This window comes from Roseitalea sp. MMSF_3546 (assembly GCF_030732865.1).
GTDB lineage: Bacteria > Pseudomonadota > Alphaproteobacteria > Rhizobiales > Rhizobiaceae > Roseitalea.
In genome coordinates this window covers 1-26,783 of sequence record NZ_JASHKB010000015.1, presented here as the reverse complement: position 1 = coordinate 26,783, position 26,783 = coordinate 1, and the positions used below count along the sequence as shown (strand labels likewise).

The following is a 26,783-nucleotide window of genomic DNA, read 5'->3' as shown; positions in this document are numbered from 1 at the left end:
AGCCGGAGCCTGCGTGGCCGTCTACACCGACATCACCGAGGACCAGCTGCACGCTTTCCTGGCCGCATACGATATCGGCGGTCTTCTGTCCTACAAGGGCATTGCCGAGGGCGTGGAGAACTCGAACTTCCTGATCCACGCCGAAGGCGGCAATTTCATCCTGACGCTCTATGAAAAGCGCGTCGACGCTGCCGATCTGCCCTATTTTCTTGGCCTTATGGAGCATCTGGCCCGAAACGGCCTGTCCTGCCCTCAGCCGGTGCACCGCAGTGACGGCGCCGTTCTGGGCGAGCTTGCCGGCCGCCCCGCGGCCATGGTGACGTTTCTCGAAGGCGTGTGGATGCGTCGGCCCAGGACGGCCCACTGCGCCGAGGTCGGTGCGGCGCTGGCGCGCATGCATCTGGCCGGCAGGGATTTCCCGCTAACGCGCCGCAACGCGCTGACGCTTCAGGACTGGCGTCCGCTCTGGCAGCAATGCCTGGCCGCCAATTCCGACATGGCGCCCGAGTTCATCGCCGAGGTGGAAGGGTTTCTCGTCGAGCTCGAAGCACGCTGGCCGCGCGATCTGCCCCAGGGCAACATCCATGCCGACCTTTTCCCCGACAATGTGTTCTTCCTGGGCGACGAGCTGACGGGCATCATCGACTTCTACTTCGCCTGCACGGACGCGCTCGCCTATGACGTCGCGGTGTGCCTGAATGCCTGGTGCTTCGAGCCCGACCACGCCTTCAACCTGACCAAGGGCAGGGCCCTGCTCAACGGCTACCGGTCGGTCCGTGCGCTCACCGCCCCCGAGGTCGACGCGCTGACCACCCTGGCTGGCGGCGCCGCGCTGCGCTTCATGCTCACCCGGCTCTATGACTGGGTAACGACGCCGGAGGGCTCGCTGGTCGTCAAGAAGGATCCCGACGAATACATCCGCAAGATGCGCTTTCACCGAACCGTTGCGAGCGCACGCGAATACGGGCTGGATATGTAAGTGACCACTGACGCAAAGACCATCACCATCTACACCGACGGCGCATGTTCGGGCAATCCGGGCCCCGGCGGCTGGGGCGCCGTTCTCGACTGGAACGGCAGGCGCAAGGAACTGTCCGGCGGCGAGGCGCAAACCACCAACAACCGTATGGAACTGACCGCCGCGATCCGCGCGCTTGAAGCGCTCAAGGGCGGCCCGCACACCGTCGAACTCTACACCGACTCCAACTACGTCAAGGACGGCATTTCGGGCTGGATCCACGGCTGGAAGAAGAATGGCTGGAAGACCGCGTCGAAAAAGCCGGTCAAGAACGCCGAACTCTGGCAGGCGCTGGACGCGGCGACGCGGCGCCATGACGTGCGCTGGCACTGGCTGAAGGGCCATGCTGGTCATGAGGAAAACGAGCGCGCCGACGAACTGGCGCGACAGGGGATGAAACCGTTCAAGGCCACAGGCGGTGGCCGCCGCGACGACGAGGTGGAAAATGAGCGATAACGGCTCCGGCAACGACCCGCGCCGGTATGCCGCCTATGCGTTGATCGGCGCGGGGATCGGCGCGGTGCTGGTCTGGTTCGTCGCCGACGGCTTCTCGCTGGCAGCGCTCGGTTCGGGTGTGATCGGCGGGGCGGTGGCGGGCGTCGTCGCTGGGATCATCCGCACCCGCTCCGGGCTGGATCGCTAGATTCCGGCCCGACCCGGACGGCCGCGCCCGAACCCGCCCGGTCGGCGTCGCTCGTCCTCGAACATGGTCTGCGTGTCCGCGTTCTCGCTTGTGGACCCGGCGAATTCTGGCTGCGGCACAGGCCGCTCTATGAGACGGGTTCGGCCGACAGCATTTCGAGCATCCGCGCCGCGCCGGAGGCCTCGGCCGCGCCGGGATTGTCCTCGACATTGAGGATCGCCACCGAACGGTCGTCGACGAGCATCGAGTAGCGCGCCGAGCGCACGCCGAGGCCGGCGGCGGAAAGATCGGTCTCAAGTCCCAATGCCCGGGTGAACGCGCCGTCCCAGTCCGACAGGAACCCGATCCTGCCCAATCCGCCCGACTGTTCGGCCCAGGCCTGCATCACGAACGGATCGTTGACGGCGATCACGGCGATCTCGTCGACGCCCTTGGCGAGGATCTCGTCGCGATTGTCGAGATAGCCGGGCAGGTGATTGAGCGTGCAGGTGGGCGTGAACGCACCCGGCACGGCGAACAGAACGACTTTTCTGCCGCCGAAATAGGACGACGACGCAATGTCGGCGGGACCATCGGCGGTGATCGATTTCAGGGTGATGTCGGGGAGGGTCGAGCCGGTCTCGATGGGCATCGCATGTCCTTTGTGCTGGATGAACTGCGATGCTGATAGCGCGCTTGGCTGCGTTTGATACCCGGATGCGGGAGCAAAGGCTCTCAGCGATTTTCGCCGGCCAGGCGAACCTCGTGGCTCGCCTCGAAGGCGTGCTCGCCCGCGCGCACGGTCACCACCGTATCGACGGCCCGACCGTCGGGGGATGGACGCACCGGTTCGAGCCGGTAACGCGAGACACCATCCCGGGTGCCGACATGGATCGGCGGCAGGAACTGCGTGCCGTCGCGGGCATGCACGAACACCGCCGGCGGCGTCTTGCCCGCCGCCCGATGGTCGACCGCGATGAGGCCGGCCTCGTCCTCCTCGGCAAGCGAGAAGCCCTCATGCGGCGATCCGGGCAAACGGTCGTGGGCCCGTGCGACGCGCATGCCGTCGAGCGTGCTGCCATTGGCCGGTTCGACCTTGAGCTCGAACCGCGTCTGCACGGGGATGCAGATGTCCTCGCAAATGCCCAGAAACACGTCGGCGACGAGTTCGGCGGCGCCATTGGCGGTGCGCGTGAAGGTCAGCGGCAGCGCGACCGGTGCGTCATAGCCGGCAAAGTCGCCATAGGGATTTTCGATCCACACCGGCGCCGGGAACCCGATGGCCACCGCGCCGATGCCGCGGCTGTGGCCGATCTCGACCTGCGGCGGAATGCCCGATGAGCCCGGCTCGCGCCAATAGGTCTTCCAGCCCTGGTCGAGTTCGATTTCCAGCGCGCCGCGGATCGTCTCGGCATCGGGTGCGGGCGGCTCGACGACGAGCCGCACGGCGCCGCCGACCGTGTCGAACCAGGGCGTTGTCTGGGCCTCGGCGGGAGGCGCCGCAGCGGTGGCGAGCAGTGCCGCGGCGGCGGCGATCGTGGCGAGCCTTGTCATGTGAACCATATGCGCCGATGCCGCGTTACCGATCAACAAACGCCGCTTTGCTCGCCGCTCATAACTTCGTGAGCATGCAATTCAGGCAACACCGGCTTGAATTTTCTCCGAGGTGGCGGCCCAATATCCGATTATGGCGCTGGCCATTTCGGCCCTGCCTGTTACGCTGGAATCGATGCAGTTGATGGCGAAACGATCCGAATCCGCCCAAAATGGCGACCTTGAGGGACGCTTTCTCGTCGCCATGCCGGGCATGCTGACCTCGGTCTTCGCCGATTCGGTCGTCTATGTGTGCGCCCATGGCGTCGACGGCGCAATGGGTTTCCTGATCAACAAGCCCGCCCCGATGACCTTGTCGGAACTGGTCGGTCACGCCGGCATCGACACCGAGATCATGCTGACCCGGCAGGCCGTCGATGCTTCGGCCGGTCCCGTCAGGATCGGCGGGCCGGTGGACGAGCATCGCGGCTTCGTGCTGCATTCGGCCGACTACGTCATCGATGCAACGATTCCGATCTCCGACCGCATCTATCTGACCTCGACGCTCGAGATCCTCAGATCGATCGTGGAAGGCCATGGCCCGCGGCAAACGGCGATCGCCCTTGGCTATTCGGGCTGGGGCGCCGGCCAGCTCGAGCGCGAGATCCGCGAGAATGCTTGGCTGCCCGTCGATGCCGACCCGGCGCTGGTCTTCGATCACGACAATGACGGCAAGTACGAGGCACTGATCGCCGGTCTTGGGATCGGCGCGGCCAACCTGATCCGCGAGGGCGGCAACGCCTGAGCCGCAATGCGAAGAACCCGGGCGTTGCTACTCGGCCGCCTGCTCGTCGTCGGCCACGATCGGGTTCTGTTCGGCCACCATGGCGGCGGCTTCGTCCGCCGACACGGGCTGACCGGTGACGAAGCCCTGCAGGTAGTCGGCGCCCATTTCGACGAGCATCTTCGCGTCCTCTTCGTTCTCCACGCCTTCGGCCACGACCGACAGGTCGAGCGCGTGCGCCATCTCCACGATCGAGTTGAGCAGCGCTTCGCGGTGCGCCCCGTCGGGCTGCACGAAGGACTGGTCGATCTTGAGCACGTCGAATGGAAAGCGCGCCAGGTAGGACAGCGACGAATAGCCGGTGCCGAAATCGTCGATGGCCAGCTTGACGCCCAGATCGCGGATCCGCTCGAGGATGCGCACGTTCTGCTCGGGGTTTTCCATCAGCGAGGTTTCGGTGATCTCAAGGCGCAGCGAGTGGCGGCGGTTCGGATAGCGCGCCAGAATTCCCGCGACCTGGCTGGTGAAGTCGCGCCGCACGAGTTGCTGGCTGGACACGTTCACGGAGATGAACACCGGCGTGTCGCGGATCACCGTGTCCCAGTCCATGAGCTGCGCCGCGGCGATCTCCAGGCCATGCGCACCCAATTCGGCGATCAGGCCCGACCGTTCGGCCACGGCGATGAACTCCGAAGGCGGGATCTCGCCGCGCCGCGGATGGCGCCAGCGCATCAGCGCCTCGAAGCCGGCGACCGAATTGTCGGCCGCGCGGATGATCGGCTGATAGACAAGATAGATTTCCGAACGGCTGATCGCCCGGTGCAGATCCGATTCGATCTGCAGCAGATTGGTGCTGCCGTCGCGGAAGGCCGGCCGGAAGGGCTCGACCCTGTCGCCGCCGAACCGCTTGGCCTGATGCAGCGCCAGTTCGGTGTCCTTGAACAGCTCCTCGCCGCGCCGGCAGTCCGCCGTCCATGTGGCGAGGCCGACCGACGGTGTCAGCACGATCTCGCGTTCGGCGAAGCTGACCGGCGCCTTGATCGTCTTCTTGACCTGCTCGGCGAAATTGGCGATCAGCTCCGGCGCCGACTCCGAGACCAGCACGATGCCGAACTGGTCGCCGCCGATCCGGGCCAGCGTGTCCTGCGGGCGCAGCAGCCGCTTGAGCCGCCGCGCCACGGTGATCAGAAGCGTGTCGGCCGCATTCATGCCCACGCTTTCATTGACCTCCTTGAACCGGTCCAGATCGACGATGAACACTGTCGGCTTGACGCCCTGGCCGGCCGCCGCCAGCGCCGCCGCCGACTTGATGCGGTCGAAGAACAGTTCGCGATTGGGCAGTCCGGTCAGGTTGTCGTGCACGGCATCGTGCAGCAGGCGCTCCTCGGCGCGCTTCTGGCTGCTGACGTCATTGGCCGTGCCGATGCAGCGGATCACCGAGCCGTCGGCGCCGGTGACGGGCCTTGCGCGCACATTGTACCAGGCGTGCTGGGTTTCCCCCGTGCGCAGCCGCAGCGTCAGGTCGATCTTGCCGCGGCGCTGCTCGACCGCCGCATCCAGGGCGGCGCGGAACTGGTCGCGATCGTCGGGGTGGACGATCTTCAGCCAGTTGCGCACCGGCCCCTGCAGGGCGTTGGCCGGCAGGCCCAGTTGCAGACCCAGATTGGGCGTCGTGGTCAGCCGGTCGCGTCCCACGTCCCAGTCCCAGACGATGCCGCCCGATCCCTTGACCGCCAATGCCTGCAATTCGACATTGGAGAACAGGTTTTCCTGCAGCGCGCCGCCGGCGAACGCGCTTTGCATGATGGTGAATCCGATCAGAAGGACGATCAGCACCAGCCCGCCGGCAAGCGCCGGCTGGATGATGTCGTTGTCGACCGCGCCGGTCACCGTCATCCAGCCCGCGAAGATCCAGGCGACCAGCAGCACCCAGGCCGGGATCAGCATGATCGCCTTGTCGAAGCCGCGCAGGCTGAGCACGATGATCAGCAGCAGGCCGAACGCCGCCGTCAGCGCCAGGCCGACGCGCGCAATCCCGGCGGCGATCGATGGATCGATCGTGACCAGCGCGCCCAGCGCAAGAACGCTCAGCAGCCAGACGAAAGCGGTCCATCTGAGCCGGTCGCTCCATCGGTCGAGCCGCAGATGGCTGAACAGGAACAGCCCCAGCGAGGCGACGATGGCGACTTCCGCGATGGCCCGCCATCGGCCGATCGCCGCGCTGTCCATGGTGCTGAACTGGCTGACGAAGCCGAAATCGATCAGGATATAGGCGAGCACCGACCAGGCGAGCAGCGCGGCGGCGGGGAAGGTGGTGGTGCCGCGCACCACGAACAGGATCGACAGGAACAGCGCCAGCAGTCCGCAAATGCCCAGCACGATCCCGTTATAGAGCGTGTAGGAATTGACGATCTCGCGATAGGCGTCCTCCTCCCACAGATAGAGCTGGGGCAGGCTGGGAGAGGCAAGCTCGGCGACCAGCGTGATGATCGCGCCCGGATCGAGCGTGATGGCGAAGATGTCCGCATCCGGATCGGCGACCCGGTCGAGCGAGAAGCCCGCCGACGGGGTGATCGACGCGATCCGCTGCGAGCCCAGATCGGGCCAGAACACGCCCGAATTGACGAGCCGGAAGCGCGGCGCGACGAGCAGCCGGTCGATCTGAAGATCGGTATTGTTGGTCAGCACCAGCACAGCCCAGTTGCCGGCGGTCTCCTCGCTTGTCGCCTGCACCTCGATCGTGCGCACGATGCCCTCGGCGTCGGGTGCGGTCGACACGCGGAATGTGGGGCCGCGATCGCGGTAGATTTCCACGGCCCGGGTCAGGTCGAGCGCCGTGTCGTCGCGGTTGATGCTGATCGGCTCGTTGGCCGCCGTCGGCCAGGCGGTCAGGAGCACGAGGGCGCACAGCGCACAGGCGAGCAACGCCAGCGGCCGTCTCGGCGCCAGTGTGATCCATCCCTGCCGGTGCGTTGGGCTCTGCGGTATCAGCGTTCCGTCCCGTCCGAGGCCGCCGCACTGACATGCAGCGGATTGATGCGCGCATAAAGGACATGGTCACGCCATGCGCCGTTGATCTTCAGATAGGCTGCCAGGATACCCTCCCGGTGGAAACCGTTCCTTTCCAGCAGCCTGATCGATCTGTTGTTGCCGGGGATACAGGCAGCTTCAAGGCGGTGCAATCCGTTGCGGGCGAATGCGAACTCGCAGATCAGCGCGACCGCCTCGGTCATGTAGCCCTGGCCGGCGAAGCGCGCTCCGATCCAGTAGCCGATCTGCCCGTTCTGGGCGACCCCGCGCCTTATGTTACCCAGGGTTATCCCGCCCAGGATCACATCGTCGCCATTGCGGCACACAAGGAACGGATATCCCGTGCCGGCGCGGATCTCGTTGTTGTAGCGGCGCAGCCGCGCGCGAAAGGCCGGCCGCGTGAGGTCGTTGCGCGGCCAGACCGGCTCCCAGGGCTTGAGGAAGGTCGCGCTTTGTGCGCGCAGGGCGGCCCATTGTTCGTGATCGGCGAGTTCGGGGTGGCGCAGATGGACCTGGCGCCCCTCCATGACGGCCTTGCCAGTGCTGCGGTTGGAAAAGGCAAACATCGCCGCGTCTCCGTGGGCGCCGCCGGGTCCCGCAGGGCTCAGCCGACGGCGGCCCGTCTGATGTGCACCGGCGCGGGCTGCGCACCGCCATTGACCAGTTGCTGGCGGATCGTGTCGATGTCCATGAGCTGGTTGACCGGTCCGACCGCCGAGATTGTCGGCTGGGACTGCACAAAGATGCGCCCGGCCAGGTCGCGAAGCCGCGACACGGTCAGATTGTCCAGGCGCAGCAGCAATTCCTCGTTCGGGATCGGCCGGCCGAACAGCAGGATCTGCCGCGCAAGCTGGCCGGCCCGCGCCGGCGCGCTCTCGCCCGCCATCAGCAGGCTGGCACGGAACTGCGCCCGTGCCCGGTCGAGTTCGGCCTGTTCGATGTCGCCGGCCGCCCGGTTCAGCTCGATCAGGATCAGCTCCATGAGCTTTTCAAGGTCGCCCGGCTCGGTCGCCGCATGCACGCCGAAAACGCCGGTGTCCGAAAATCCCCAGTGGAAGGCGTAGATCGAATAGCACAGCCCGTGCTTTTCGCGCACCTCCTGGAACAGCCGCGAGGACATCGCCCCGCCCAGCAGCATGGCCAGCACCTGGCTGCAATAGTAGTCGCGCACGTGATAGGCGCGGCCCTCGAAACCGATGACGAGCTGGGTGTCCTGCAGGTCGCGGTGTTCGCGATAGTCGCCGCCGACATAGTGCGCAAGGCGCAGATCGCCGCCCTTGGAGGCGCGCGGCATGGTCGAAAAGCGCGCCTGGACGGCTTTGACGACTTCATCGTGATCGACCGCGCCGGTCGCCGCGATCACCATGCGCTCGCCGGAATATTCGCGCCCGATATAGTCGCGGATCATGTCGGAAGTGAACGCGCCGATCGTCTCGCGCGTGCCCAGGATCGACCGGCCGATGGTCTGGTGGCGGAAGGCGGTCTCGGTGAAGCGGTCGAAGACGACGTCGTCGGGCGTGTCGTTGACCGCGCCCAGCTCCTGCAGCACCACGTGCTTTTCGCGTTCGAGTTCGTCGGGATCGAATTTCGAGTTCTGCAGGATGTCGGCCAGCACGTCGAGCGCCAGCAGCGTGTCGTGCCTGAGAACGCGCACGAAGAAGGACGTCGTCTCGACGCTGGTCGCCGCGTTGATGTCGCCGCCGACGTTTTCGATCGCCTCGGCGAGCTCGCGCGCGTTGCGCGTCCGTGTGCCCTTGAACGCCATGTGCTCGAGCATGTGGGCGATGCCGTGCTCATGGTCCTTTTCGTTGCGGGTGCCCGCCTTCACCCAAACGCCGAGCGAAACGCTCTCGACCTTGTCAAATCGCTGGGTCGCGACGGTCAGCCCGTTTTCGAGGACGGTTGTCTGTACTGGCATTCCCACTCGTACTCCCCGGCAGCCCGATGGCACTTGCCGTTCGGGCGCCTACGCGTTTCCTCCGCTGGCCCGGCTATGGGCCAGTATGTGATCTTCCACTATTTTCAGGTCCGATGGAAGTCGGGCGAATCGCTCGCGCCGCGCCATCAGGTCGCCCAGCCATTCGGGCAGCCCGGGTGCGATGCCCGTCGCCGCGCGCACCGCATCGGGAAACTTCGCCGGATGCGCGGTGGCGAGCACCACCATCGGCGTGACCTTGTCGGCGTGCGCCCGCGCCGCATGCACCGCCACCGCCGTGTGCGGGTCGGCGAGGTATTGGGCGCCCTTGTGCAACGCGCGCATCGTCTCGGCCGCCTCGGCCATGGTCGTGCGCGCCGCCGCGAAGTCCCCGGCAATGGCCGCGTGCACGCTGGCGCCCAGTTCGAAGCGCCGTGACTGCTTGAGGTTCTCCATGGCGTTGGAGACGTAACCGGCGTCGCGGTCCGATGCCTCGAACAGCAGCCGTTCGAAATTCGACGACACCTGTATGTCCATGGACGGCGAGGTCGTCTGCACCACCGACCGCATCTCGTAGGCGCCGGTCTGCAGCGTCCGGGCCAATATGTCGTTGTCGTTGGTGGCGATGACAAGCCTTTCGACGGGAAGGCCCATCTTGGCGGCCGCATAGCCGGCGAAGATGTCGCCGAAATTGCCCGTCGGCACGGTGAACGAGACCGGCCGGTCGGGCGCGCCCAGCGTCAGCGCGGCGGTGAAGTAGTAGCTGATCTGGGCCATGATGCGCGCCCAGTTGATCGAGTTGACCGCCGACAGCCCGACACGGTCGGCAAAGGCGCGATGGCCGAACATCGCCTTGACCAGCGCCTGGCAGTCGTCGAAATTGCCGTCGATCGCCAGCGCGTGGACATTGGCCGCATCCGAACCGGTCATCTGGCGCTGCTGCACCGGCGAGACGCGCCCCTGGGGGAACAGGATGAAGATGTCGGTGCGCTCGCGCCCGGCGAACGCCTCGATCGCCGCCCCGCCCGTGTCGCCCGACGTCGCCCCGACGATCGTTGCGCGCTGGTCGCGCTCGGCCAGGATATGGTCCATCAGCCGCGCCAGCAACTGCATCGCCACGTCCTTGAAGGCGAGCGTCGGCCCGTGGAACAGTTCGAGGATGAATTCGTTCGGCCCTGTCTGCACGACAGGGCAGGTGGCCTCGTGCCGGAAGGTGGCATAGGCCTGCTCGGCCAGCCAGGCGAAGCTCGCGCGGTCGATCTCCTCGCCGATGAACGGCGCCATCACCGTTGTGGCGATCTCGGCGAACGGCTTGCCGCGCAGCGCGGCGATGTCGCCGGGGGAAAGACGCGGCCAGCTCTCGGGCAGGTAGAGCCCGCCGTCTGCGGCAAGGCCGGCAAGCACCGTATCGCGGAACCCCAGCGCCGGTGCATGCCCGCGTGTGGAGATGTATTTCACCCTGGTCGTTTCCTGCCCGCTTCTCGAAAGCCGATTGTGCACCGCTTGCACAAAGCGCGCCGGAGCCTTATCGGAAATGGGCCCGGACCGGAACCCCTTGCGCCGCATTGCCGCGCGTGCCTGGGTGACGGTTCGTGCCGGGTCCGAATGCTGCCGCAATCGGCACGCATGCCGGGCCCGTACGACGAATGCAGCAATGTGGGACGGCATGAACAAGCACAGGCGTGACGTACGATCCGGACACCGCTCCTGGCTCAAGGGGGGGCTTGCGCTGGCGGGCCTGCTTGCGCTGGCGGGCTGCCAGATGATGGGCGGGCCGCGCGAGGTGCTCGATGTGGGCAATGAAGAGGTCTTCACCGAGGCCGATCTGCGCGCCTACTGCCCGCGCGCGACGCTGCTCGAGGGCACCGCCATCCTGCGCACCTATACCGACGGCAATGAGGGCGACCCCGACAACGTGGTCTATCAGGCCTCGATCTCGGACGTCACGCGCACCTGCCGCTATCGCAACGGCCAGCTCCTGATGACGATCGCCGCCGCCGGCCGTGTGGTCAACGGTCCGGCCGGCCAGCCCGGATCGGTCAACCTGCCGGTGCGCGTGGCCATCAAGGCCGGCGACAACCTGCCCTATTCGCAGCTCGGCCGGCTCGACGTGGCGGTCAATCAGGGCGCCGGTGCGACCCAGTTCATCTACAAGGACGACCAGATCGCCATCCCCGAGCCCAGCACCCGCAACCTGCAGGTGCTGGTCGGCTTCGACGAGGGTCCCTACGACACGCCGTAGTCCGGCCGGCCGCTGGGCGGCCGTAACCCTTCGTTCACCATGCCGCTGAACCGGTTCTTTACCCTGACCGGTAACCATGGCCCCGACCTCAACCACCGAGATCGGGTGCTTTCATGTCTCGCGTACACCTGGCCCTGCGGGGCGCCGAACCGGGCGTCGGGCCCGCGCCACTTCCGCTCGATACGATCGTCAGGGGCGACTGCGTCGCCGAGATGGAGAAGCTGCCGGCCGGCTCGGTCGACATGATCTTCGCCGATCCGCCCTACAACCTCCAGCTCGACGGCGAACTGCATCGCCCCGACCGGTCGCGCGTGGACGCCTGCGACGATGATTGGGACCGGTTCGGCTCGTTCGCCGATTATGACGCCTTCACCCGCGCCTGGCTGCTGGCGGCGCGGCGCGTGCTCAAGCCGGCCGGCACGATCTGGGTGATCGGCTCGTATCACAACATCTTCCGCGTCGGCGCCTCGCTGCAGGATCTGGGCTACTGGATCCTCAACGACATCGTCTGGCGCAAGACCAATCCCATGCCGAACTTCGCCGGCCGGCGCTTTCAGAACGCGCACGAGACGCTGATCTGGGCGAGCCGCGACCAGAAGGCCAAGGGCTACACCTTCAACTACGAGTCGCTGAAGGCGGCCAATGACGACGTGCAGATGCGCTCGGACTGGCTGTTCCCGATCTGCAGTGGCGGCGAGCGTCTGAAGGACGAGACCGGCGCCAAGGTGCATCCGACGCAAAAGCCCCAGGCGCTGCTGGCGCGCGTTCTCATGTCGGCGTCCAGACCCGGCGATGTCGTGCTCGACCCGTTCTTCGGCACCGGTACCACCGGCGCGGTCGCCCGGCGCCTTGGCCGGCATTTCATCGGCATCGAGCGCGAGCAGGCCTATATCGAGGCGGCCCAGGCGCGGATCGACGCCGTCGAACCGCTCGAGCGGGCGCAACTGAACCTTGTGACCGGCAAGCGCGCCGCCCCCCGCGTGGCGTTTTCGGCGCTGCTCGAGGCCGGCCTGATCGCGCCGGGCACCGAACTGACCGATGCAAGGCGCCGCTGGCGTGCCCGCGTTCAGGCCGACGGTTCCATTGCGGCCGAAGGCGAGCAGGCCTCCATCCACAAGGTCGGCGCGAAGGTGCAGGGTCTTGACGCCTGCAATGGCTGGACGTTCTGGCACTTCGAGCGCGATGGCGACCTGCAACCCATCGATGCGCTGCGCCAGATCGTCCGCGACCGGATGGCCGCGGCGGGCGGCTGACCGGTCAGTCGGCCGGCAGCACGCCATGGCGCGCCAGGTCGGCGCGCAGCTTGTCGGCGCCCTCGAAGAGCACCGCCTGCCAGCCGAACGCGCGCGCACCTTCGACATTGACGGCACTGTCGTCGATGAACAGCGTCGCCTCCGGGTCGAGATCGAAGGTCGCCGTGTGCAGCGCGAAGATCTCGCGCTCGGGCTTGATCAGCTTGACCCGGCCCGAGACCGTCACGCCCCGGCCGGCCGTGAGGAAGGGATACATCTGCTGCGCCTCAAGGAAGGTATCGGCGGCGAAATTGGTCAGGAAGGTGATGTCGCGGCCCTCCTCGATCAGCGCTGTGAGGATGGCGACCGTGTCGTCGAGTGCATGCGGCACCATCAGCCGCCAGTTCTGGCGAAAGGCACGGATTTCGCGCTCCCATTCGGGATGCGCGGCGATCAGCACAGCTTCGGCCTCCGCCCACGGCCGCCCGCGGTCCTGTTCGACGTTCCACGCGCCCGTGCACACATTGGCCAGGAACCAGGCACGCTCGTCCTCATCGGATATGACGTCGCGAAAGCCGAGCGACGGGTCGTAGTGGATGAGCACCTTGCCGACGTCGAACACGATATGGCGGATGGGCTTTTCCATGGTTCCGTCCTTTAAAACGCGCCCGGTAGAGCACGGGCGATTGCTTTCTTCATGACAGTGGGCAGCGCTTCGCCGGCCAGTGCGCCGGGCGGCGACCACCACAGCCCCGCGGGCGCCGCGCCCCGATAGCTGGCGCGCCAGACCGCCAGTTCGAGCGCGAAATGCGTGAACACATGGCCGACCTGCCCGCATTCGGTCCAGTCGAGCCCGGCGAGCGGAGCGGCGGCGGTGCCGGTCGCCCCGTCCGTGCGTGCCGTCCAGCTTGTGGTCGGCACCTGGCTCATGCCGGCCAGCAGGCCGGTCTCCCCGCGCTTTTCGAGCAGCACCGCGCCGGCCGGATCGACGATCACATAGGCCGCGCCGCGACGCCGCGGCTTGTCCTTCTTCGGCGCCTTGACCGGCAGGCGCTCCGGGTCGCCCGTTCGCAGCGCCCGGCAATCGGTGCGTAGCGGGCAATGCATGCAGGCCGGTCTTCGCGGCGTGCAGATCGTCGCGCCCAGATCCATCATCGCCTGGGCGAAGTCGCCGGGCCGGGTTGGATCGAGCATGGCCGCGACCTCGGCCCGGATCGCCGGCTTGGCCCCTGGCAGCGGCGTCTCGATCGCCGCCAGCCGGCTGGTCACCCGCTCGACATTGCCGTCGACGACCGGCGCGGGGATGTCGAACGCGATCGCCGCGATGGCCGCGGCCGTGTAGTCGCCGATGCCGGGCAGGGCGCGCAGCGCGTCGAGATCCGCCGGGAACGCGCCGCCATGGCGGCAGACCACCGCATCGGCGCATCTCTTCAGATTGCGCGCCCGCGAGTAATAGCCCAGCCCCGCCCAGGCCTTCAGGATATCGTCTTCGGAGGCGTCGGCCAGCGCTGCAACGGTCAGCCAGCGCGCGGTGAACTTCGCGAAATAGGCGCGCACGGCCGCGACGGTCGTCTGCTGCAGCATGATCTCCGACAGCCAGACCCGATAGGGATCGGGCCGGACCCCGCGCGCGCGGTCCGCCGGCCCCACGCGCCAGGGCAGGTCGCGGGCGTGACGGTCATACCAGGCGAGCAGGTCCGAAGCCGGTCGCGGCGCGGAATCGATGCGGTTCATGGCATCTGTGTGCGTGGGCCGGCGAAAAAGATCAATGCATGCGGGACGCGTCTTTGCTAGCATGCCGGGATGGTCAAGCCCGCCTCCGCCCTCGTCAACGCCGTGCTCGACCCGGTGCTGGCAAAACGCGCCGGGCTTTCGGTCGCGCTGATCGAGGCCTGGCCCGAGATCGCCGGCGGCCGGCTCTCGCAGATGAGCTGTCCCTTGAAGATCGAATGGCCGCGCCGCGCCCCCGGCGACGACGACTTCCGGCCCGGGCGGCTGGTCGTCGCGGCCAGCGGCGCGGCGGGGCTGCATGTCCAGCACCAGACCGGCGAGATCATCGGCCGCGTCAACGCCTTCATGGGTTTCGCGGCGATCGACCGGGTGAAGATCGTCCAGAAGCAGGTCGCCCCGCCCGCCGAACCTGCCCGGCCGAACCGGCGCCCGCTGACCAAGGCCGAGCGCGCGCGCATCGACGCGCTCGCCGAGGGCTTCGACGATGAGGCCCTGCGCGAATCGGTGCGCCGCTTCGGCCGCAACGTTCTCGCCGAGCGCGGCAATTCGCGCGCCTGACGGAACCGCGTTGCGCCCTATCTCGTTGTCATGAGCGCAATCGACGACATGCGGCCCGCCGAGGCGGCGCGCGCACCGATCGAGGTCTTCTATGACGGCGGCTGTCCGGTCTGCCGCATGGAGGTCGGCTATTTTGACCGGCACGACCGGGCCGGCACGATCGACTGGATCGACATCACCGGGCTTGCGGATGCCGAACTGCCGCCGGCAAAGTCGCGGCAGGAGCTGCTCGGCCGTTTTCACGTACGCGAGCGCGGTTGCGATCGCTGGCATGTGGGCGTGGATGCCTTTGCCCGCATCTGGCGTCAATTGCCGGTCTGGCGCCGGTTCGCCTTCGTTTTCGGCGTGCCGGGGTTTCGGCAGCTGGCCGAACTGGGCTATCGCGTCTTCCTGCGCTGGCAGCGCTGGCACCGCGCCCGGCGCGGCGATTGAGGAATAGCGTCATGTCCGCCGACCCGTCCGATGACCGCCCCTTCTGGCAGACCAAGACGCTGGCCGAGATGACGCCGGCCCAGTGGGAGAGCCTTTGCGATGGCTGCGGCAAGTGCTGCATGGCCAAGCTCGTCGACGAGGACACCGAGGAGATCCACTACACCACCGTCGCCTGCCGGCTGTTCGACGCGGCGACGTGCCGATGCAAGGACTATGACAACCGCCAGGCCCAGGTGCCCGATTGCGTGCGCCTGACCCCCGACAATGTCGGCGCCTTGGCCTGGCTGCCCGGTACCTGCGCCTACCGGCTGCTGGCCGAGGGCAGGCCGCTTTACGACTGGCACCCGCTGATCTCCGGCGATCCGATGAGCGTGCACGAGGCCGGCATCTCGATGTTCGGCCGCGTCACCGCGCGCGAGCAGGACATGGCCCATGACGGCGAATATCTCGACCATCTGGTGGAGGGCGAACTTTGACGACCCGCCGCCTCGCGCGGTTGCGCTGGCCGCGTGCGGGACCTAACTGCGCGCCCAGACAGTTGAACGGAGCCCAGCCATGTCCGCAGACGAGACCCGCGCGCTGATCGAGCGGTATTTTCAGGCCTTCAACGCCAGCGATTACGACGCCATGGAGGCGCTGCTGCACGAGGACGTCGCCCACGACATCAACCAGGGCGGCCGCGAGATCGGCCGCGATGCCTTTCGCCGCTTCAATGCCGAGATGGCGCGTCATTACGACGAGACGCTGCGCGACATCGAGATCATGGTCTCGCAAGGCGGCAACCGCGCCGCCGCCGAGTTCACCGTCGATGGCCGCTACATGGCCACCGCCGAGGGCCTCCCGCCGGCCGACGGCCAGCATTATTCCATCCCCGCCGGCATCTTCTTCGACATCGATGACGGCCGGATCAGCCGCGTTACGACGTACTACAATCTCGGCCAGTGGATCGCCCAGATCTCATGAGCGGTGCCATGACGGCGCCCGCCATTGTCGTTCGCCCGCTTTCGGGTCGCGACATCGCCGACCGCTTCGACGATCTGGCGCGGTTGCGCATCACCGTCTTTCGCGCCTTTCCCTATCTTTTCGACGGCGATGGGGACTATGAGCGCGACTATCTGCAAACCTATCTTCAGGCCGAAGGCGCCTATGTCGCCGGCGCCTTCGACGGCGACACGCTGGTGGGGGCCGCGACCGCTGCGCCGCTTGCCGGCCACAAGGCCGAGTTCGCCGAACCGTTCGCCGCGCGCGGGCTCGATCCGGACGATTTCTTCTATTTCGGCGAATCGGTGCTGCTGCCGGACTATCGCGGCCGTGGCGTCGGCGTGCGCTTTTTCGAGTTGCGCGAGGCCGAGGCCCGCCGGCAGGGCTTTGTGAAGGTCATATTTTCGGCCGTCGTCAGGCCGCCGGACCATCCCATGCGGCCCGACGGCTACGTGCCGCTCGACGATTTCTGGCGCCGGCGCGGCTATGAGCGGGTCGAAGGGATGCTGACGCGCTTTGCCTGGAAGGATATCGGCGAGCCCGCCGAGACCGAAAAGCCGATGGAATACTGGATGCGCACCCTGCCGCCGGAAACGGCGCGCTGACGGCCGATTCACCTGAATGTGTTTGGCCGTCAACCGATGCGATTTGAACGCGCGCCCGCAAGCGGCCAGATTGCCCGCAACGGTTCAACGCTGAAGGGAGCGCGACATGCCCAGCCACTTCGTTCGCGGCAAGGTGAAGACGGCGACTGCGAGACTCGACCGCCGTTCGGTTCTGATGATCGGCGCGGGCGCGCTCGGCGCCGCGCTCATTGGCGCGTCGGGCCGGGCCCGCGCCGGCCGCCTCAACCTGCAGGGCGGCGTGGCGATCAAGGGCCACGATCCGGTCGCCTATTTCACGCAAGGCGCGCCGGTCAAGGGCGATCCGGCGATCACGGCCAGCCATGACGGGGCGGTCTACCACTTCGCCAGCACCGCCAATCGCGATGCGTTCGTCGCCGATCCGGCACGCTATGCGCCCCAGTATGGCGGCTTTTGCGCCTATGCGGTGGCCAATGGCTACACCGCCGACATCGACCCGCGCGCCTTCACCGTCCATGACGACAAGCTCTACCTGAATGTCTCGCGCCGCATCCGCAGCCGGTGGGAGCGCGACATTCCCGGCAATGTCGCCAAGGGCGACGCCAACTGGCCGGCGCTTTCGGCCGGTTGACGCGGCACGCTCACTGGTCGAGCGCGAAGCTCACATTGACATCGACCCGATAGGTGTTCTCGCCGGCGGCGACGGGAACGGGGGCCGAATCGGCCGCCATTTGCATGATCGCGGCGCGCGCCATCGGGCGTGGCGACGGCTGGCCGCTGTGCTCGGAGATCGACAGGATCTCGCCGAGCCCGATGCCGGCCGCCTCGGTCAGCGTTTCGGCCTTGGCGATGGCGTTCCTCATGGCCTGGACGCGGGCCTGCTCGATCGCCTCGGACGGATCGTCATTGGTGAACGTGATGCCGCCGCCCTGGTTGACGCCCAGCGTGACCGACCGGTCGAGAATGGAGCCCAGCCGGCTCAGATCGCGGATGCGCACCGTCAGCGAGTTGAACACCCGATAGCCGACGATGCGCGGCTCCTCGCGCCGGCCATTGCCGGCGTTCGGGTTGGAATAGACCGGCTGGATGTTGAAATTGGCGGTCTGAAGGTCGCGTTCCGCGATGCCCTCGGCCTTCATCGCCTCGAGCACCTCGGTCATGGCGGCGGTGTTCTCGTCGAGCGCGGCGCGGGCCGTCTCCGCTTCGCGCTGGACGGTCAGCGTGATCACCGCCATGTCGGGCGCAAGCTCCGCCGTGCCGGTCGCCGACACGCTGATCTGCGGTGCGGGCTCGCGTGCCGGCTGGCTCTGGGCGAGCACGGGTCCGGCGGCGAGTGCCACCATGGCGGCGGAAAACAGGCTGACGGTGGCGGTTGTGCGCAGTGGATGGGGCATGGGTGTTCCTCTCGATGACGTCCCTCGATCGCGCCTATGGCCGGCAAATGGGCGCGAATTGTGGTCGCAGGTGACGCGGCGTCCGGGGCGTGCGCCGGCAGCGCTGCGGGTCGCGCCCGCGCCGGCGCGTCTTGCTTGCCCATCACGGGCGCATCGGCTAGTCAGCGATGGGTGGGGCCCGTAGCTCAATTGGTTAGAGCCGGCGGCTCATAACCGCTTGGTTGGGGGTTCGAGTCCCTCCGGGCCCACCATTTACCATTATTTTTCAATAGATTACTGCGCCGATCGCGCGATTGCGTCAAGCTGCCGGCGCCTCGACCGGCTCCAGCGCCGCCTTGATGTTGTCGTCCACGGCCAAAGTGAAGGCATTGAGAACGCGCATGCGAAAGCCGGCGCGCTGCGCCATCTGCCGCAGCGATGCGGCCGTGAAGTAGTTGACGTGGTCGGGATAGCGGAAGCCGCACCATTTGCTGTCCATCACGCGCCGGTTCACACTGCCGAAATTGGGGACGCGGACATAGACATGGCCGTTTGTCGAAACCACGCGCCGCACTTCGGCCAGAAGCTGAAGCGGATTGATCTCGTGTTCGAGAAACGAACTCAGCAGCACGCCGTCGAAACTCGATTCGGCGAAGCTCCGCGTGCCGCTGATGGCATCGGCATGCACGCAATGGCCGCCGCGCTTGCGCATCAGCGCATCGGCGTCACGGGCCAGTTGCCGCGACAGCTCGACGCCGAAGGGCACGATCGGCTCGGGCAGTTGCCGGCCGCCGCCGCAGCCGATGTCGAGCACCTTGCCATTGCCGAAAAAGCGGCGATAGCGCGTCTGCTTGTTCGATCCCGGTAGCCGCAGGCGCCAGCGCGTTGCCCGGCTGATCCCGTCGAGGACGGGGCGCTCGCGGCGCCGCCGCTGTCTTTCGGCGGCCGATGTGCGCTCCCAGGCATAGGTCTCGACCAGTGCCTCATAGGCGACGGGGTTCTTCAGATAGACGAACTGGCAGGTGCCGCACGAGACGATCGACCATCCGTCATGGCTGTAGCGCGGCCATGGCTCGCAGGCGCGCGCCTGGCACAGCGGGCACCAGCGTTCGCCGTCGACCGATGGGTCGTAGGGCTTCGGCAGGCCCTCGGCTCCCGGCGGCGACGCTGTGGTGGTTTGCATGTCCTCGCCCATGACAGACCCTTACTTCGCAAACGCCCGCAGGTCGAACGTTTCGTCGGCGACCATGGCCGGTGTCAGAGCCTTCTTGTCGGCCAGGATCTTGCGGCACATGGCATAGGTCGCCGCATCGTTGAGGCAGTCGACCGCCAGGAAGGTGTCGCCCTGGAAATAAAAGTGCGAGACCGACCCCGCGCGGCGGCCCGGGCGGGCGACGATGCGGTCATAGCCGCGATTGAATCCGGCGATCTGCAGCTTCATGTCGTACTGATCGGACCAGAACCAGGGCGTCGGCTCGTAGCGCATGTCGCGGCCCATGATGTTGGCGGCGACCACGCCGGCCTGGTCATGGGCGTTCTGCACCGATTCCAGCCGCGTGGGCATGTTGCGGAAGTCGAATATCGTGCAGTCGCCGCAGGCATAGATGTCCGGATCGGAGGTCCGACCATGGTCGTCGACGACGATGCCGACGGCCACCTCCAGGCCGGCCGCCTCGGCCAGTTCGGCGTTCGGCGCGATGCCGATGCCCACGATGACGAGGTCCGCCGGCAGCACCTGGCCGTCGGCGAGTTCGACGCCGCCGGCGCGGCCCGCCCCGTCATCGACGATGCGCGCGATCTGGGTGTTCTCGAGCACCCTGACGCCGTGGCTTTCATGCAGGGCGCGGAAGGCATCGGCGGTCTCGCGGCAGGCCACGCGCTTGAGGATCCGCGGCGCCGCCTCGATCACGGTGACTTCCATGCCGCGCTTGGCCGCCCCGGCGGCCGCCTCAAGGCCGATATAGCCGCCGCCGATGACGGCCAGCCGTCGGCCCTTGACCATCTTGTCGGTCAGCGTGTCCGCATCGGCCAGATCGCGCATGGTGTGCACGTTCTCGAGCGCGCCGCCCACATCCGGCGGCAGGTCGCGCGCATGGGCGCCAGTCGCCAGCACGAGCGTGTCGTAGCCGATGCGCGTGCCGTCCTCGGTCGCGATCTCCCGGCCGGTGCGGTCGACGCCGATCACTTGGGACGAAAGCCGCACCTGGACATTCTGGTCGGCATACCAGCTTTCCGGCCGCAGTTTCAGCCGCTCCAGGCTCATCGCCCCGGACATGTAGTCCTTGGAAAGGGGCGGACGCTGATAGGGCAGCACATCCTCCTCGCTGACCAGCGTGATGGAGCCGTCAAAGCCGTGCTTACGCAGGTCGTCGGCGACCGAGACGGCGGCGTGGCTTCCCCCGACGATGACGACGTGATTGGTCAAGCTGTCCCCCACATGAATATCGGCTGCCGAACAATGGCGCTTTCTAAGCGCAATGACGGGCAAATGGCGATGAGTTTTTCAACGGGCGCGCCAGGGCAGGGCGTTCGGTGTCGGCCGTGCCGGACCGAGCGACGATCACGGCGCCGCGTCCGCTCACGCTCACGTCATGCACGGGACACGCAGACCGATGAGGGGGCAGGCGGCCTCGCCCGGCGCTATCCTGCCTCGGCTTCGCCCACGAACGCCTTTTCGAGCACGTAGTGGCCGGGCTTGGAGTTGGCGCCCTCGACCATGCCGGCCGCCTCGCACAATTCCTTGATTTCGAGGTTGAGGCCCATCGACCCGCAGATCATCACCCGATCGTTCCCGGGATCCCATGCCGGCACGCCCAGATCGGCGAACAACTCGCCCGAGCGGATCTTGTCGGTCACACGGCCGGTCTTTTCGCTCTGCTCGCGGGTGGTCGTCGGATAGTAGACGAGCTTGCCGTCGACCATCTCGCCGATCAGCGGATCGTTGACGAGGTTGTCCACCAGTTCGGCGCCGTAGACCAGTTCGGCCCTCGTGCGGCAGGTGTGTGTCAGGATCACCTGGTCGAACTTCTCGTAGACCTCCGGATCGCGGATCAGCGAGGCAAACGGCGCGATGCCGGTGCCCGTCGCCAGCATGTAGAGCCGCTTGCCGGGCAGCAAAGCATCGACCACAAGCGTGCCGACCGGCTTGGTCTTCAGGATCACCTGGTCGCCGACCTCGATCTTCTGCAGCCGCGATGTCAGTGGGCCGTCCGGCACCTTGATCGAATAGAATTCGAGCTCCTCGTCCCAGGAGGGCGAGGCGATCGAATAGGCGCGCAGGATCGGCTTGCCGTTGTCGCCGGGCAGGCCGATCATCACGAACTCGCCGGAGCGGAAGCGCAGGCTCTGCGGGCGGGTGAGTCGAAAGGCGAAAAGCCGGTCGGTATAGTGGCGCACCCAGGTGACGGTCTGGCCGTCTTTCATCTGCAGGGGCTGGGCTAGGCCGGCGACCGGCGTCATCTCGTTCATGCTCATCGGTTCCTGTTAGGCGACAATGGGGGCCTGACGCAAACGGTTCTGATAGGTCACATCGATGCGCGAGACCTGCGCCGTCCACTGGCCTTCCGGTTGACGCGCAGCGAGCCGGGCGTCGATCGCCACCGCATCGAAGCCGCAGCGCCGGGCATGGGCGTACTGGTCGGCGATGACATGGCCCTGCGCGATCAGCCGACCGTCAAAGCCGAGCCGGCGCAATTGCGTTGCCAGCGAAAAGCCGCGGCCATCGGCAAAGCTCTCGAACGAAATGGTGATCGCGTCCAGCCAATTGAAGTGCGGCGCAACCGCGCGCGCATCGGCATCGGCCGCAAGGTTCAGCCCGATGCGCGGCGGACGATCCTCGGGCAGGCCGGCGCGCAGATCGTCGAGCGACACCTCGCCATAGGTTCCGGCCATCAGCGCCCCGGCCCGGTCGTCCGGCGCAAAGCCCGCATCGGTGACGATCACCATGGTCGTGCCCGTTTCAGCCATTGCGTCCCGCCTGTCGCACGATCGCGCCGTTGTCGATGTGAATGCCGCATTCGATCTTGTCCATGCCGCGCCAGCGGCCCGCCCGCGCATCCTCGCCCACCCCGACCGGCGAGGTGCAGGACGCACAGCCGATCGAAGCATAGCCGTGCCCGGTCAGCGGATGTTGAGGCAGGTCAAACGCCTCGGCATACTCGGCCACCTCGTCGGCGTGCCAGAAGGCGAGCGGGTTGAGCTTGGTCTTGCCGCCCGTCATGCGCTCGATCAGTTCGATATCCGCGCGCGTTGCCGCCTGATAGCGCTTGCGGCCGGTGATCCAGCCGTCAAGGCCCTCGAGCGCGGCGTCCAGAACGCGGCTCTTGCGGAAGGCGCAGCACGCATCCGGATCGGTCAGGTGCAGCCTGCCCCAGGGGTCCCTGTCGCGGATCGCCGAACCGTCCGGGGCGACGGTGCGCACATCGCTCAGTTCCAGATGGCGCACCAGCGTCGCCTTGTAGGCGAGCGTTTCGGCGAACAGCATGCGCGTGTCGATGAAGATGACCGGCGTTGCCGGATCGACGCGCGCGATCAGATGCAGCAGCACCGCCGATTCGGCACCGAACGAGGACACCGCGGCGATGTCGCCGAAGCGGCGCTCGGCCAGCGCGACGCGCAGGAAGTCAAGCGTTTCGGCCTGTCGGTCACGCAGCGCGGGCATTGCCGGTCTCTGCGTAGATCGCCTGCTTGAACGGTCCCGCTCCCAGCCGCCGATAGGCATCGAGGAATGTCTCCTCGGCGGTGTGGCGCAAATCCAGATAGGTCTCGACGATCGCCTCGATCGCCGGGATCAGGTCCTCGGCGGCAAAGCCGGGTCCGGTGCGCTTGCCGATCGTCGCGGTCTCGGTGCCGTCGCCGCCCAGCGTGATCTGGTAGTTCTCGACGCCCGCCCGGTCGAGGCCCAGAATGCCGATATGGCCGACATGGTGGTGCCCGCAGGCATTGATGCAGCCGGAGATCTTGATCTTCATCGGCCCGATGTCGCGCTCCAGCTTGAGCGCGTCGAAATGGGTGGCGATCTGCTGGGCGATCGGGATCGAGCGTGCCGTCGCCAGCGCGCAATAATCCATGCCCGGGCAGGCGATGATGTCCGAAATCAGCCCGATATTGGCGGTGGCGAGCCCGGCCTTCTTCAGTTCGGCATGGACCGCCGGAATGTCCGGCTTCCTGACATGGGGCAGGATGATGTTCTGCTCGTGGGAAACGCGCAGTTCGTCATGGCCGTAGCGCTCGGCGAGATCGGCGAGCACGCGCATCTGGTCGGCCGTCGCATCGCCCGGCGTGCCGCCGACCGGCTTGAGCGACACCGACACGATGCCATAGGCCGGGTTCCTGTGCTCGGTGACGTTGGTTTCGACGAATGAGCGGAACACCGGATCGTCCGCCTGCGCCCGGTCGAAGGCCAGCGACTGCGTGTTGTCGAAATCGGGCGGCGCGAAGGCCGCCTCGATGCGCGCGAGAAGGTCTTCCGGCGGGCCGGCGAACAGCGCCTTCTGCTCGACGAAGGCCTGTTCGATCATAGCCGTGATTTCCTCGGTGCCGGTCTCGTGCACGAGGATCTTGATGCGCGCCTTGTACTTGTTGTCGCGCCGGCCGGCGAGATTGTAGACCCGCAGGATCGCTTCCAGATAGGGCAGCAGATCGGCCTTCGGCAGGAAGTCGCGGACGGTCTTGCCGATCATCGGCGTGCGGCCCAGACCGCCGCCGACGACCACCTCATAGCCCGGCTCGCCCGCCGCGTTGCGGACCATGCGCAGGCCGATATCGTGCGCCTTCGTCACCGCGCGGTCGTTCGGTGCGCCGGTGATCGCGATCTTGAATTTTCGGGGCAGGTACTGGAATTCGGGATGGTCGGTCGACCATTGCCGTATGAGCTCGGCGGTTGGGCGCGGATCCTCGATCTCGTCGGCGGCGGCGCCGGCGAAATGGTCGGCGGTGACGTTGCGGATGCAGTTTCCCGAGGTCTGGATGGCGTGCATCTCGACATCGGCGAGCGCGTTCAGAATGTCGGGCACGTCCTGCAGTTTCGGCCAGTTGAACTGCACGTTCTGGCGCGTGGTGAAATGGCCGTAGCCCTTGTCCCAGCGCTCGGCGATCATCGCGAGCTGCCGCATCTGCCGGCTGTTCAGCGTGCCATAGGGAATGGCGACGCGCAGCATGTAGGCGTGAAGCTGCAGATAGAGCCCGTTCTTCAGGCGCAGCGGCTTGAACTCGTCCTCGGTCAGCGCGCCGGAGATGCGGCGGTTCACCTGCTCGCGAAATTCGGCGACGCGGGCGCGCACGAAATCGGCGTCGAAATCGTCATATGCGTACATGGATCAGGCCTCCGCCTGCTTGCCGTGGAAATAGTTGGACGGCCCGCGCGTGCGGAACGCCTCGCGAAAGTGCACCGGCGCCGGCCGGCCGTCCGCGCCGATCGTGGCATCGGCCAGATAGGCGCCGACGATGCGGTTCGGCTGGCCCTGGGCGATCGCCAGCAGGCGCTCGGCCTCCTCGGGATCGTGCGCGACGGCCGCATCGCCATGGTCCCGCGACCAGTTGCCCGATGCGGTCAGATAGATCACGTCGCCCTCGAACAGATCGTTTGCCGTGACGATTTGTGGGTGCTTCTCGCGAGCCATCAGACCGCCTCCGCCTGGGCCGGCAATGCATCGAGGGCGACCTGCGCGCCGCGCGGCGCGATGCCGTAGAGCAGCACCGCCGGACCGGTGATGCCCGCATCCGCCAGCGCTTCGGGCAGGCTGCCGAGCGTTGCGGCGACGATCCGCTGGTCGGCGCGCGAGGCGTTCTCGACCACGGTGACCGGCGTTTTGGCATCGGCGCCGTGCATCAGAAGGCGCCCGCGCAGGAAGGCCGACGCCTTCAGCCCCATATAGATCGCCGCCGCTTCGCCGGGCCGGGCGAGCGCCCGCCAGTCATGATCGGCAAAGCCTTCGGCGTCGTGCCCGGTGACGATCCGCAGCGAAGCGTTGCGTCCGCGCCGGGTCAGCGACCGGCCGATGGAGGCCACCGCCGCCGAGGCGGACGTGATGCCCGGCACGATCTCGAAGGTGATGCCGGCCTCATCGAGCGCGTCCAGTTCCTCCTCGAGCCGGCCGAACACCGCCGGATCGCCCGATTTCAGCCGGACGACGCGGGCGCCGGCGCTCGCATGATCGATCATCAGATCGTTGATCGCATCCTGCGTCCAGGCCGGTCCGAAACCCTTCTTGCCCGTCTCGACGATGATCGCCTCGCGCCGGGCCAGTTCGAGGATCGGCTGCGGCACCAGCCGGTCGTGCAGCACCACATCGGCCTCGTGCAGCGCGTTGCGGGCCTTCAACGTCAAAAGCGCGGGATCGCCCGGTCCGGCGCCGACGAAGGCGACCGAGCCCGGGCCGTCGTGCGTTTCGAGCGCGTCGGTGAGCAGCGTTTCGAGCGTGTCGCGCACGGCGGCTTCGCCGCCCGCCTTGAGCGCCGCATCGCCCGCGCCGAAATAGAACCGCGTCCAGAAGGCGCGGCGCTTCTTGGAACTGCCGAGCATCTCGGCGCGGGCGCGGAACACCTGGCCGATCCGCGTCAGGACGCCCAGCGAAGCGGGCAGACGTTCCTCGAGGTCCGCCTTGATCTTGCGGGCCAGCACCGGCGCGGCACCCTCGGTGCCGATCGCCACGGTCACCGGATCGCGGTCGACGATCGCCGGCGTGATGAACTGGGAGTCCTCGAGATTGTCGACGATGTTGACGAGAGCGCCGGCCTCATGCCCGATTTTTGCCGCCCGCGCATCCTCGGCCGCATCGTCGTTCGCCGCATAGAGCAGGGCGGCGCACATCGCATCGCCGGCGGCGATCGGCCGTTCGGTCAGCGTCAGCCTTCCTTCGGCCGCCCACCGCCGAACCTGCGCCACCGGTTCGGCGCCGAAAACGGCGATCCTCGCCCCGGTCTTCAGCAGCAGCCGCAATTTCGCCACCGCGGTTTCGCCGGCGCCAGAGACGATCACGCGGCGGCCGTCGACATTGAGAAAGATCGGAAAGTGGCGCATGACGAACCCGTTTGAAAAACCGTCCTCACAATACCGGGCAAGGCCGACATGCAGAAGAATTTGGTTCCCAAGAATGGGGCCGACAGGAGAAATATCGTGCGATCGGCAGCGGGCCTGGCGGGCCGATCGATTTGATCGGTGTCAAGGAATTGCCCGGTTCTGGTTGCGACAATCGCGCCAGTTTTGAAGCGTTCCAATCTTGGCGGAGCGTGTCTATATAGGCGGCGAATTCGGCCCGGGCGGGTCGGTCGCACGGGCATAGTGAGGAAAGTGATGACGGTGAAGGCGCTCGACGTGTCGCAGAACAAGCCCTTGAATTTCGACGAGTTCTTCGCCGACAGCCTGGCCGGCCTTCACGAGGCGGGCAATTATCGCGTCTTTGCCGAGCTGGAGCGCAAGCGCGGGGAATTTCCGCGCGCCACGCGCTATCGCGAGGACGGCTCGACGCACGATGTCACCGTGTGGTGCTCGAACGACTATCTGGGCATGGGCCAGCATCCCGAGGTGGTCGCGGCGATGCAGGACGCCATCGAGCGCTGCGGCACCGGGGCAGGGGGCACGCGCAACATTTCGGGCACCAATCACGGCCATGTCAGGCTCGAGGCCGAACTGGCGGATCTGCACGGCAAGGACGCCGCGCTGATCTTCACCTCGGGCTATGTGTCCAACTGGGCCGCGCTCGGCACGCTTCTGGCGAAGATCCCGGGGATCATCTGCTACACCGACGC

At 67.0% G+C, this 26,783-nt stretch carries 30 protein-coding genes and 1 tRNA gene; 14 read left to right on the top strand and 17 right to left on the bottom strand.

The window, feature by feature from the left end; genetic code table 11:
• Positions 1-13: 13 nt before the first annotated feature.
• From RBB34_RS12740 to RBB34_RS12730, 3 genes are read left to right on the top strand one after another with little or no spacing between them, the layout of a single operon-like run.
• A complete protein-coding gene (locus tag RBB34_RS12740) occupies positions 14-979 on the top strand; it encodes a homoserine kinase (RefSeq protein ID WP_306119604.1) in 966 nt (321 codons plus the stop codon).
• A 21-nt stretch (positions 980-1,000) separates the two neighbouring features.
• Positions 1,001-1,474, top strand: coding sequence for a ribonuclease HI (gene rnhA / locus RBB34_RS12735; RefSeq protein WP_346432539.1), 474 nt, complete (start codon positions 1,001-1,003; stop codon positions 1,472-1,474).
• Positions 1,464-1,661, top strand: coding sequence for a hypothetical protein (locus RBB34_RS12730; RefSeq protein WP_306119602.1), 198 nt, complete (start codon positions 1,464-1,466; stop codon positions 1,659-1,661). The genes rnhA and RBB34_RS12730 overlap by 11 nt, the downstream gene beginning before the upstream one ends.
• A 127-nt stretch (positions 1,662-1,788) precedes the next feature.
• Here RBB34_RS12730 and RBB34_RS12725 read toward each other — a convergent pair whose 3' ends face one another.
• Both RBB34_RS12725 and RBB34_RS12720 read right to left on the bottom strand, forming a co-directional pair.
• Complete coding sequence (locus RBB34_RS12725; RefSeq protein WP_306119601.1) at positions 1,789-2,292, bottom strand: peroxiredoxin; 504 nt, start codon at positions 2,290-2,292, stop codon at positions 1,789-1,791.
• 83 nt (positions 2,293-2,375) lie between these two features.
• A complete protein-coding gene (locus RBB34_RS12720; RefSeq protein ID WP_306119600.1) occupies positions 2,376-3,194 on the bottom strand; it encodes a protein-disulfide reductase DsbD domain-containing protein in 819 nt (272 codons plus the stop codon).
• A 184-nt stretch (positions 3,195-3,378) separates the two neighbouring features.
• Between RBB34_RS12720 and RBB34_RS12715 the strand changes: the two genes are divergently transcribed.
• Positions 3,379-3,978, top strand: coding sequence for a YqgE/AlgH family protein (locus RBB34_RS12715; protein ID WP_306119599.1), 600 nt, complete (start codon positions 3,379-3,381; stop codon positions 3,976-3,978).
• Between the two features lie 27 nt (positions 3,979-4,005).
• Here RBB34_RS12715 and RBB34_RS12710 read toward each other — a convergent pair whose 3' ends face one another.
• From RBB34_RS12710 to thrC, 4 genes are all read right to left on the bottom strand, one after another.
• On the bottom strand, positions 4,006-6,855 hold the full coding sequence (locus RBB34_RS12710; protein ID WP_306119598.1) for an EAL domain-containing protein: 2,850 nt from the start codon (positions 6,853-6,855) through the stop codon (positions 4,006-4,008).
• An 89-nt stretch (positions 6,856-6,944) separates the two neighbouring features.
• Positions 6,945-7,553: a GNAT family protein gene (locus RBB34_RS12705; RefSeq protein ID WP_306119597.1), complete on the bottom strand. Its 609-nt coding sequence runs from the start codon at positions 7,551-7,553 to the stop codon at positions 6,945-6,947.
• 38 nt (positions 7,554-7,591) lie between these two features.
• The gene (locus RBB34_RS12700; protein WP_306119596.1) at positions 7,592-8,905 is read right to left on the bottom strand and encodes a pitrilysin family protein; all 1,314 of its coding nucleotides are present in this window, start codon (positions 8,903-8,905) and stop codon (positions 7,592-7,594) included.
• A gap of 48 nt (positions 8,906-8,953) precedes the next feature.
• A complete protein-coding gene (thrC, locus tag RBB34_RS12695; protein WP_306119595.1) occupies positions 8,954-10,360 on the bottom strand; it encodes a threonine synthase in 1,407 nt (468 codons plus the stop codon).
• Between the two features lie 208 nt (positions 10,361-10,568).
• Here thrC and RBB34_RS12690 point away from each other — a divergent pair, with 208 nt between their 5' ends.
• Both RBB34_RS12690 and RBB34_RS12685 read left to right on the top strand, forming a co-directional pair.
• Entirely contained in the window at positions 10,569-11,144 is a 576-nt protein-coding gene (locus RBB34_RS12690) for a hypothetical protein (RefSeq protein WP_306119594.1), read from the top strand.
• Positions 11,145-11,257: 113 nt separating this feature from the next.
• Positions 11,258-12,397 (top strand): site-specific DNA-methyltransferase, encoded by a 1,140-nt coding sequence (locus RBB34_RS12685; protein ID WP_306119593.1) that lies wholly within the window; start codon positions 11,258-11,260, stop codon positions 12,395-12,397.
• A 4-nt stretch (positions 12,398-12,401) separates the two neighbouring features.
• Here the strand turns inward: RBB34_RS12685 and RBB34_RS12680 are convergent, their stop codons facing one another.
• Both RBB34_RS12680 and mutY read right to left on the bottom strand, forming a co-directional pair.
• Positions 12,402-13,022, bottom strand: a complete 621-nt coding sequence (locus RBB34_RS12680; protein ID WP_306119592.1) for an HAD family phosphatase — start codon at positions 13,020-13,022, stop codon at positions 12,402-12,404.
• Positions 13,023-13,033: 11 nt separating this feature from the next.
• Positions 13,034-14,110, bottom strand: coding sequence for an A/G-specific adenine glycosylase (gene mutY, locus RBB34_RS12675; RefSeq protein ID WP_306119591.1), 1,077 nt, complete (start codon positions 14,108-14,110; stop codon positions 13,034-13,036).
• Positions 14,111-14,179: 69 nt separating this feature from the next.
• Between mutY and RBB34_RS12670 the strand changes: the two genes are divergently transcribed.
• From RBB34_RS12670 to RBB34_RS12645, 6 genes are all read left to right on the top strand, one after another.
• The gene (locus tag RBB34_RS12670) at positions 14,180-14,665 is read left to right on the top strand and encodes a DciA family protein (protein WP_306119590.1); all 486 of its coding nucleotides are present in this window, start codon (positions 14,180-14,182) and stop codon (positions 14,663-14,665) included.
• A gap of 30 nt (positions 14,666-14,695) precedes the next feature.
• Positions 14,696-15,097, top strand: a complete 402-nt coding sequence (locus RBB34_RS12665) for a DUF393 domain-containing protein (protein ID WP_306119589.1) — start codon at positions 14,696-14,698, stop codon at positions 15,095-15,097.
• An 11-nt stretch (positions 15,098-15,108) separates the two neighbouring features.
• Positions 15,109-15,573: a YcgN family cysteine cluster protein gene (locus tag RBB34_RS12660; RefSeq protein WP_306119588.1), complete on the top strand. Its 465-nt coding sequence runs from the start codon at positions 15,109-15,111 to the stop codon at positions 15,571-15,573.
• A 79-nt stretch (positions 15,574-15,652) separates the two neighbouring features.
• The gene (locus RBB34_RS12655) at positions 15,653-16,060 is read left to right on the top strand and encodes a ketosteroid isomerase-related protein (protein WP_306119587.1); all 408 of its coding nucleotides are present in this window, start codon (positions 15,653-15,655) and stop codon (positions 16,058-16,060) included.
• Positions 16,061-16,068: 8 nt separating this feature from the next.
• On the top strand, positions 16,069-16,683 hold the full coding sequence (locus RBB34_RS12650) for a GNAT family N-acetyltransferase (RefSeq protein WP_306119586.1): 615 nt from the start codon (positions 16,069-16,071) through the stop codon (positions 16,681-16,683).
• A 106-nt stretch (positions 16,684-16,789) separates the two neighbouring features.
• Positions 16,790-17,293 (top strand): YHS domain-containing (seleno)protein, encoded by a 504-nt coding sequence (locus RBB34_RS12645; RefSeq protein ID WP_306119585.1) that lies wholly within the window; start codon positions 16,790-16,792, stop codon positions 17,291-17,293.
• 10 nt (positions 17,294-17,303) lie between these two features.
• Here RBB34_RS12645 and RBB34_RS12640 read toward each other — a convergent pair whose 3' ends face one another.
• On the bottom strand, positions 17,304-18,056 hold the full coding sequence (locus tag RBB34_RS12640; RefSeq protein WP_306119584.1) for an SIMPL domain-containing protein: 753 nt from the start codon (positions 18,054-18,056) through the stop codon (positions 17,304-17,306).
• Between the two features lie 174 nt (positions 18,057-18,230).
• Here RBB34_RS12640 and RBB34_RS12635 point away from each other — a divergent pair.
• Positions 18,231-18,307: transfer RNA gene (locus RBB34_RS12635), tRNA-Ile, on the top strand.
• Positions 18,308-18,354: 47 nt separating this feature from the next.
• Here RBB34_RS12635 and RBB34_RS12630 read toward each other — a convergent pair.
• The 8 genes from RBB34_RS12630 to cysG form a co-directional block, all read right to left on the bottom strand.
• Positions 18,355-19,218 carry a class I SAM-dependent methyltransferase gene (locus tag RBB34_RS12630; RefSeq protein ID WP_306119583.1) on the bottom strand — a complete coding sequence of 288 codons (864 nt, stop codon included), beginning with the start codon at positions 19,216-19,218 and terminating at the stop codon, positions 18,355-18,357.
• A gap of 21 nt (positions 19,219-19,239) precedes the next feature.
• Positions 19,240-20,460 carry an FAD-dependent oxidoreductase gene (locus RBB34_RS12625; RefSeq protein ID WP_306119582.1) on the bottom strand — a complete coding sequence of 407 codons (1,221 nt, stop codon included), beginning with the start codon at positions 20,458-20,460 and terminating at the stop codon, positions 19,240-19,242.
• Between the two features lie 215 nt (positions 20,461-20,675).
• Positions 20,676-21,503 carry a ferredoxin--NADP reductase gene (locus RBB34_RS12620; RefSeq protein ID WP_306119581.1) on the bottom strand — a complete coding sequence of 276 codons (828 nt, stop codon included), beginning with the start codon at positions 21,501-21,503 and terminating at the stop codon, positions 20,676-20,678.
• 15 nt (positions 21,504-21,518) lie between these two features.
• Positions 21,519-22,001, bottom strand: a complete 483-nt coding sequence (locus tag RBB34_RS12615) for a DUF934 domain-containing protein (RefSeq protein WP_306119580.1) — start codon at positions 21,999-22,001, stop codon at positions 21,519-21,521.
• Positions 21,994-22,695 carry a phosphoadenylyl-sulfate reductase gene (locus tag RBB34_RS12610; RefSeq protein ID WP_306119579.1) on the bottom strand — a complete coding sequence of 234 codons (702 nt, stop codon included), beginning with the start codon at positions 22,693-22,695 and terminating at the stop codon, positions 21,994-21,996. Before RBB34_RS12610 ends, RBB34_RS12615 begins: the two co-directional genes overlap by 8 nt.
• On the bottom strand, positions 22,679-24,349 hold the full coding sequence (locus tag RBB34_RS12605) for a nitrite/sulfite reductase (RefSeq protein WP_306119578.1): 1,671 nt from the start codon (positions 24,347-24,349) through the stop codon (positions 22,679-22,681). Before RBB34_RS12605 ends, RBB34_RS12610 begins: the two co-directional genes overlap by 17 nt.
• A gap of 3 nt (positions 24,350-24,352) precedes the next feature.
• Positions 24,353-24,655, bottom strand: a complete 303-nt coding sequence (locus RBB34_RS12600; RefSeq protein WP_306119577.1) for a DUF2849 domain-containing protein — start codon at positions 24,653-24,655, stop codon at positions 24,353-24,355.
• A complete protein-coding gene (gene cysG, locus RBB34_RS12595) occupies positions 24,655-26,055 on the bottom strand; it encodes a siroheme synthase CysG (protein ID WP_306119576.1) in 1,401 nt (466 codons plus the stop codon). The genes RBB34_RS12600 and cysG overlap by 1 nt, the downstream gene beginning before the upstream one ends.
• Before the next feature lie 312 nt (positions 26,056-26,367).
• On the opposite strand from cysG, the gene RBB34_RS12590 reads away from it, so the two are divergent.
• Positions 26,368-26,783, top strand: a 416-nt coding sequence (locus tag RBB34_RS12590) for an aminotransferase class I/II-fold pyridoxal phosphate-dependent enzyme (protein WP_306119666.1), incomplete at its 3' end; no start/stop codon positions are given.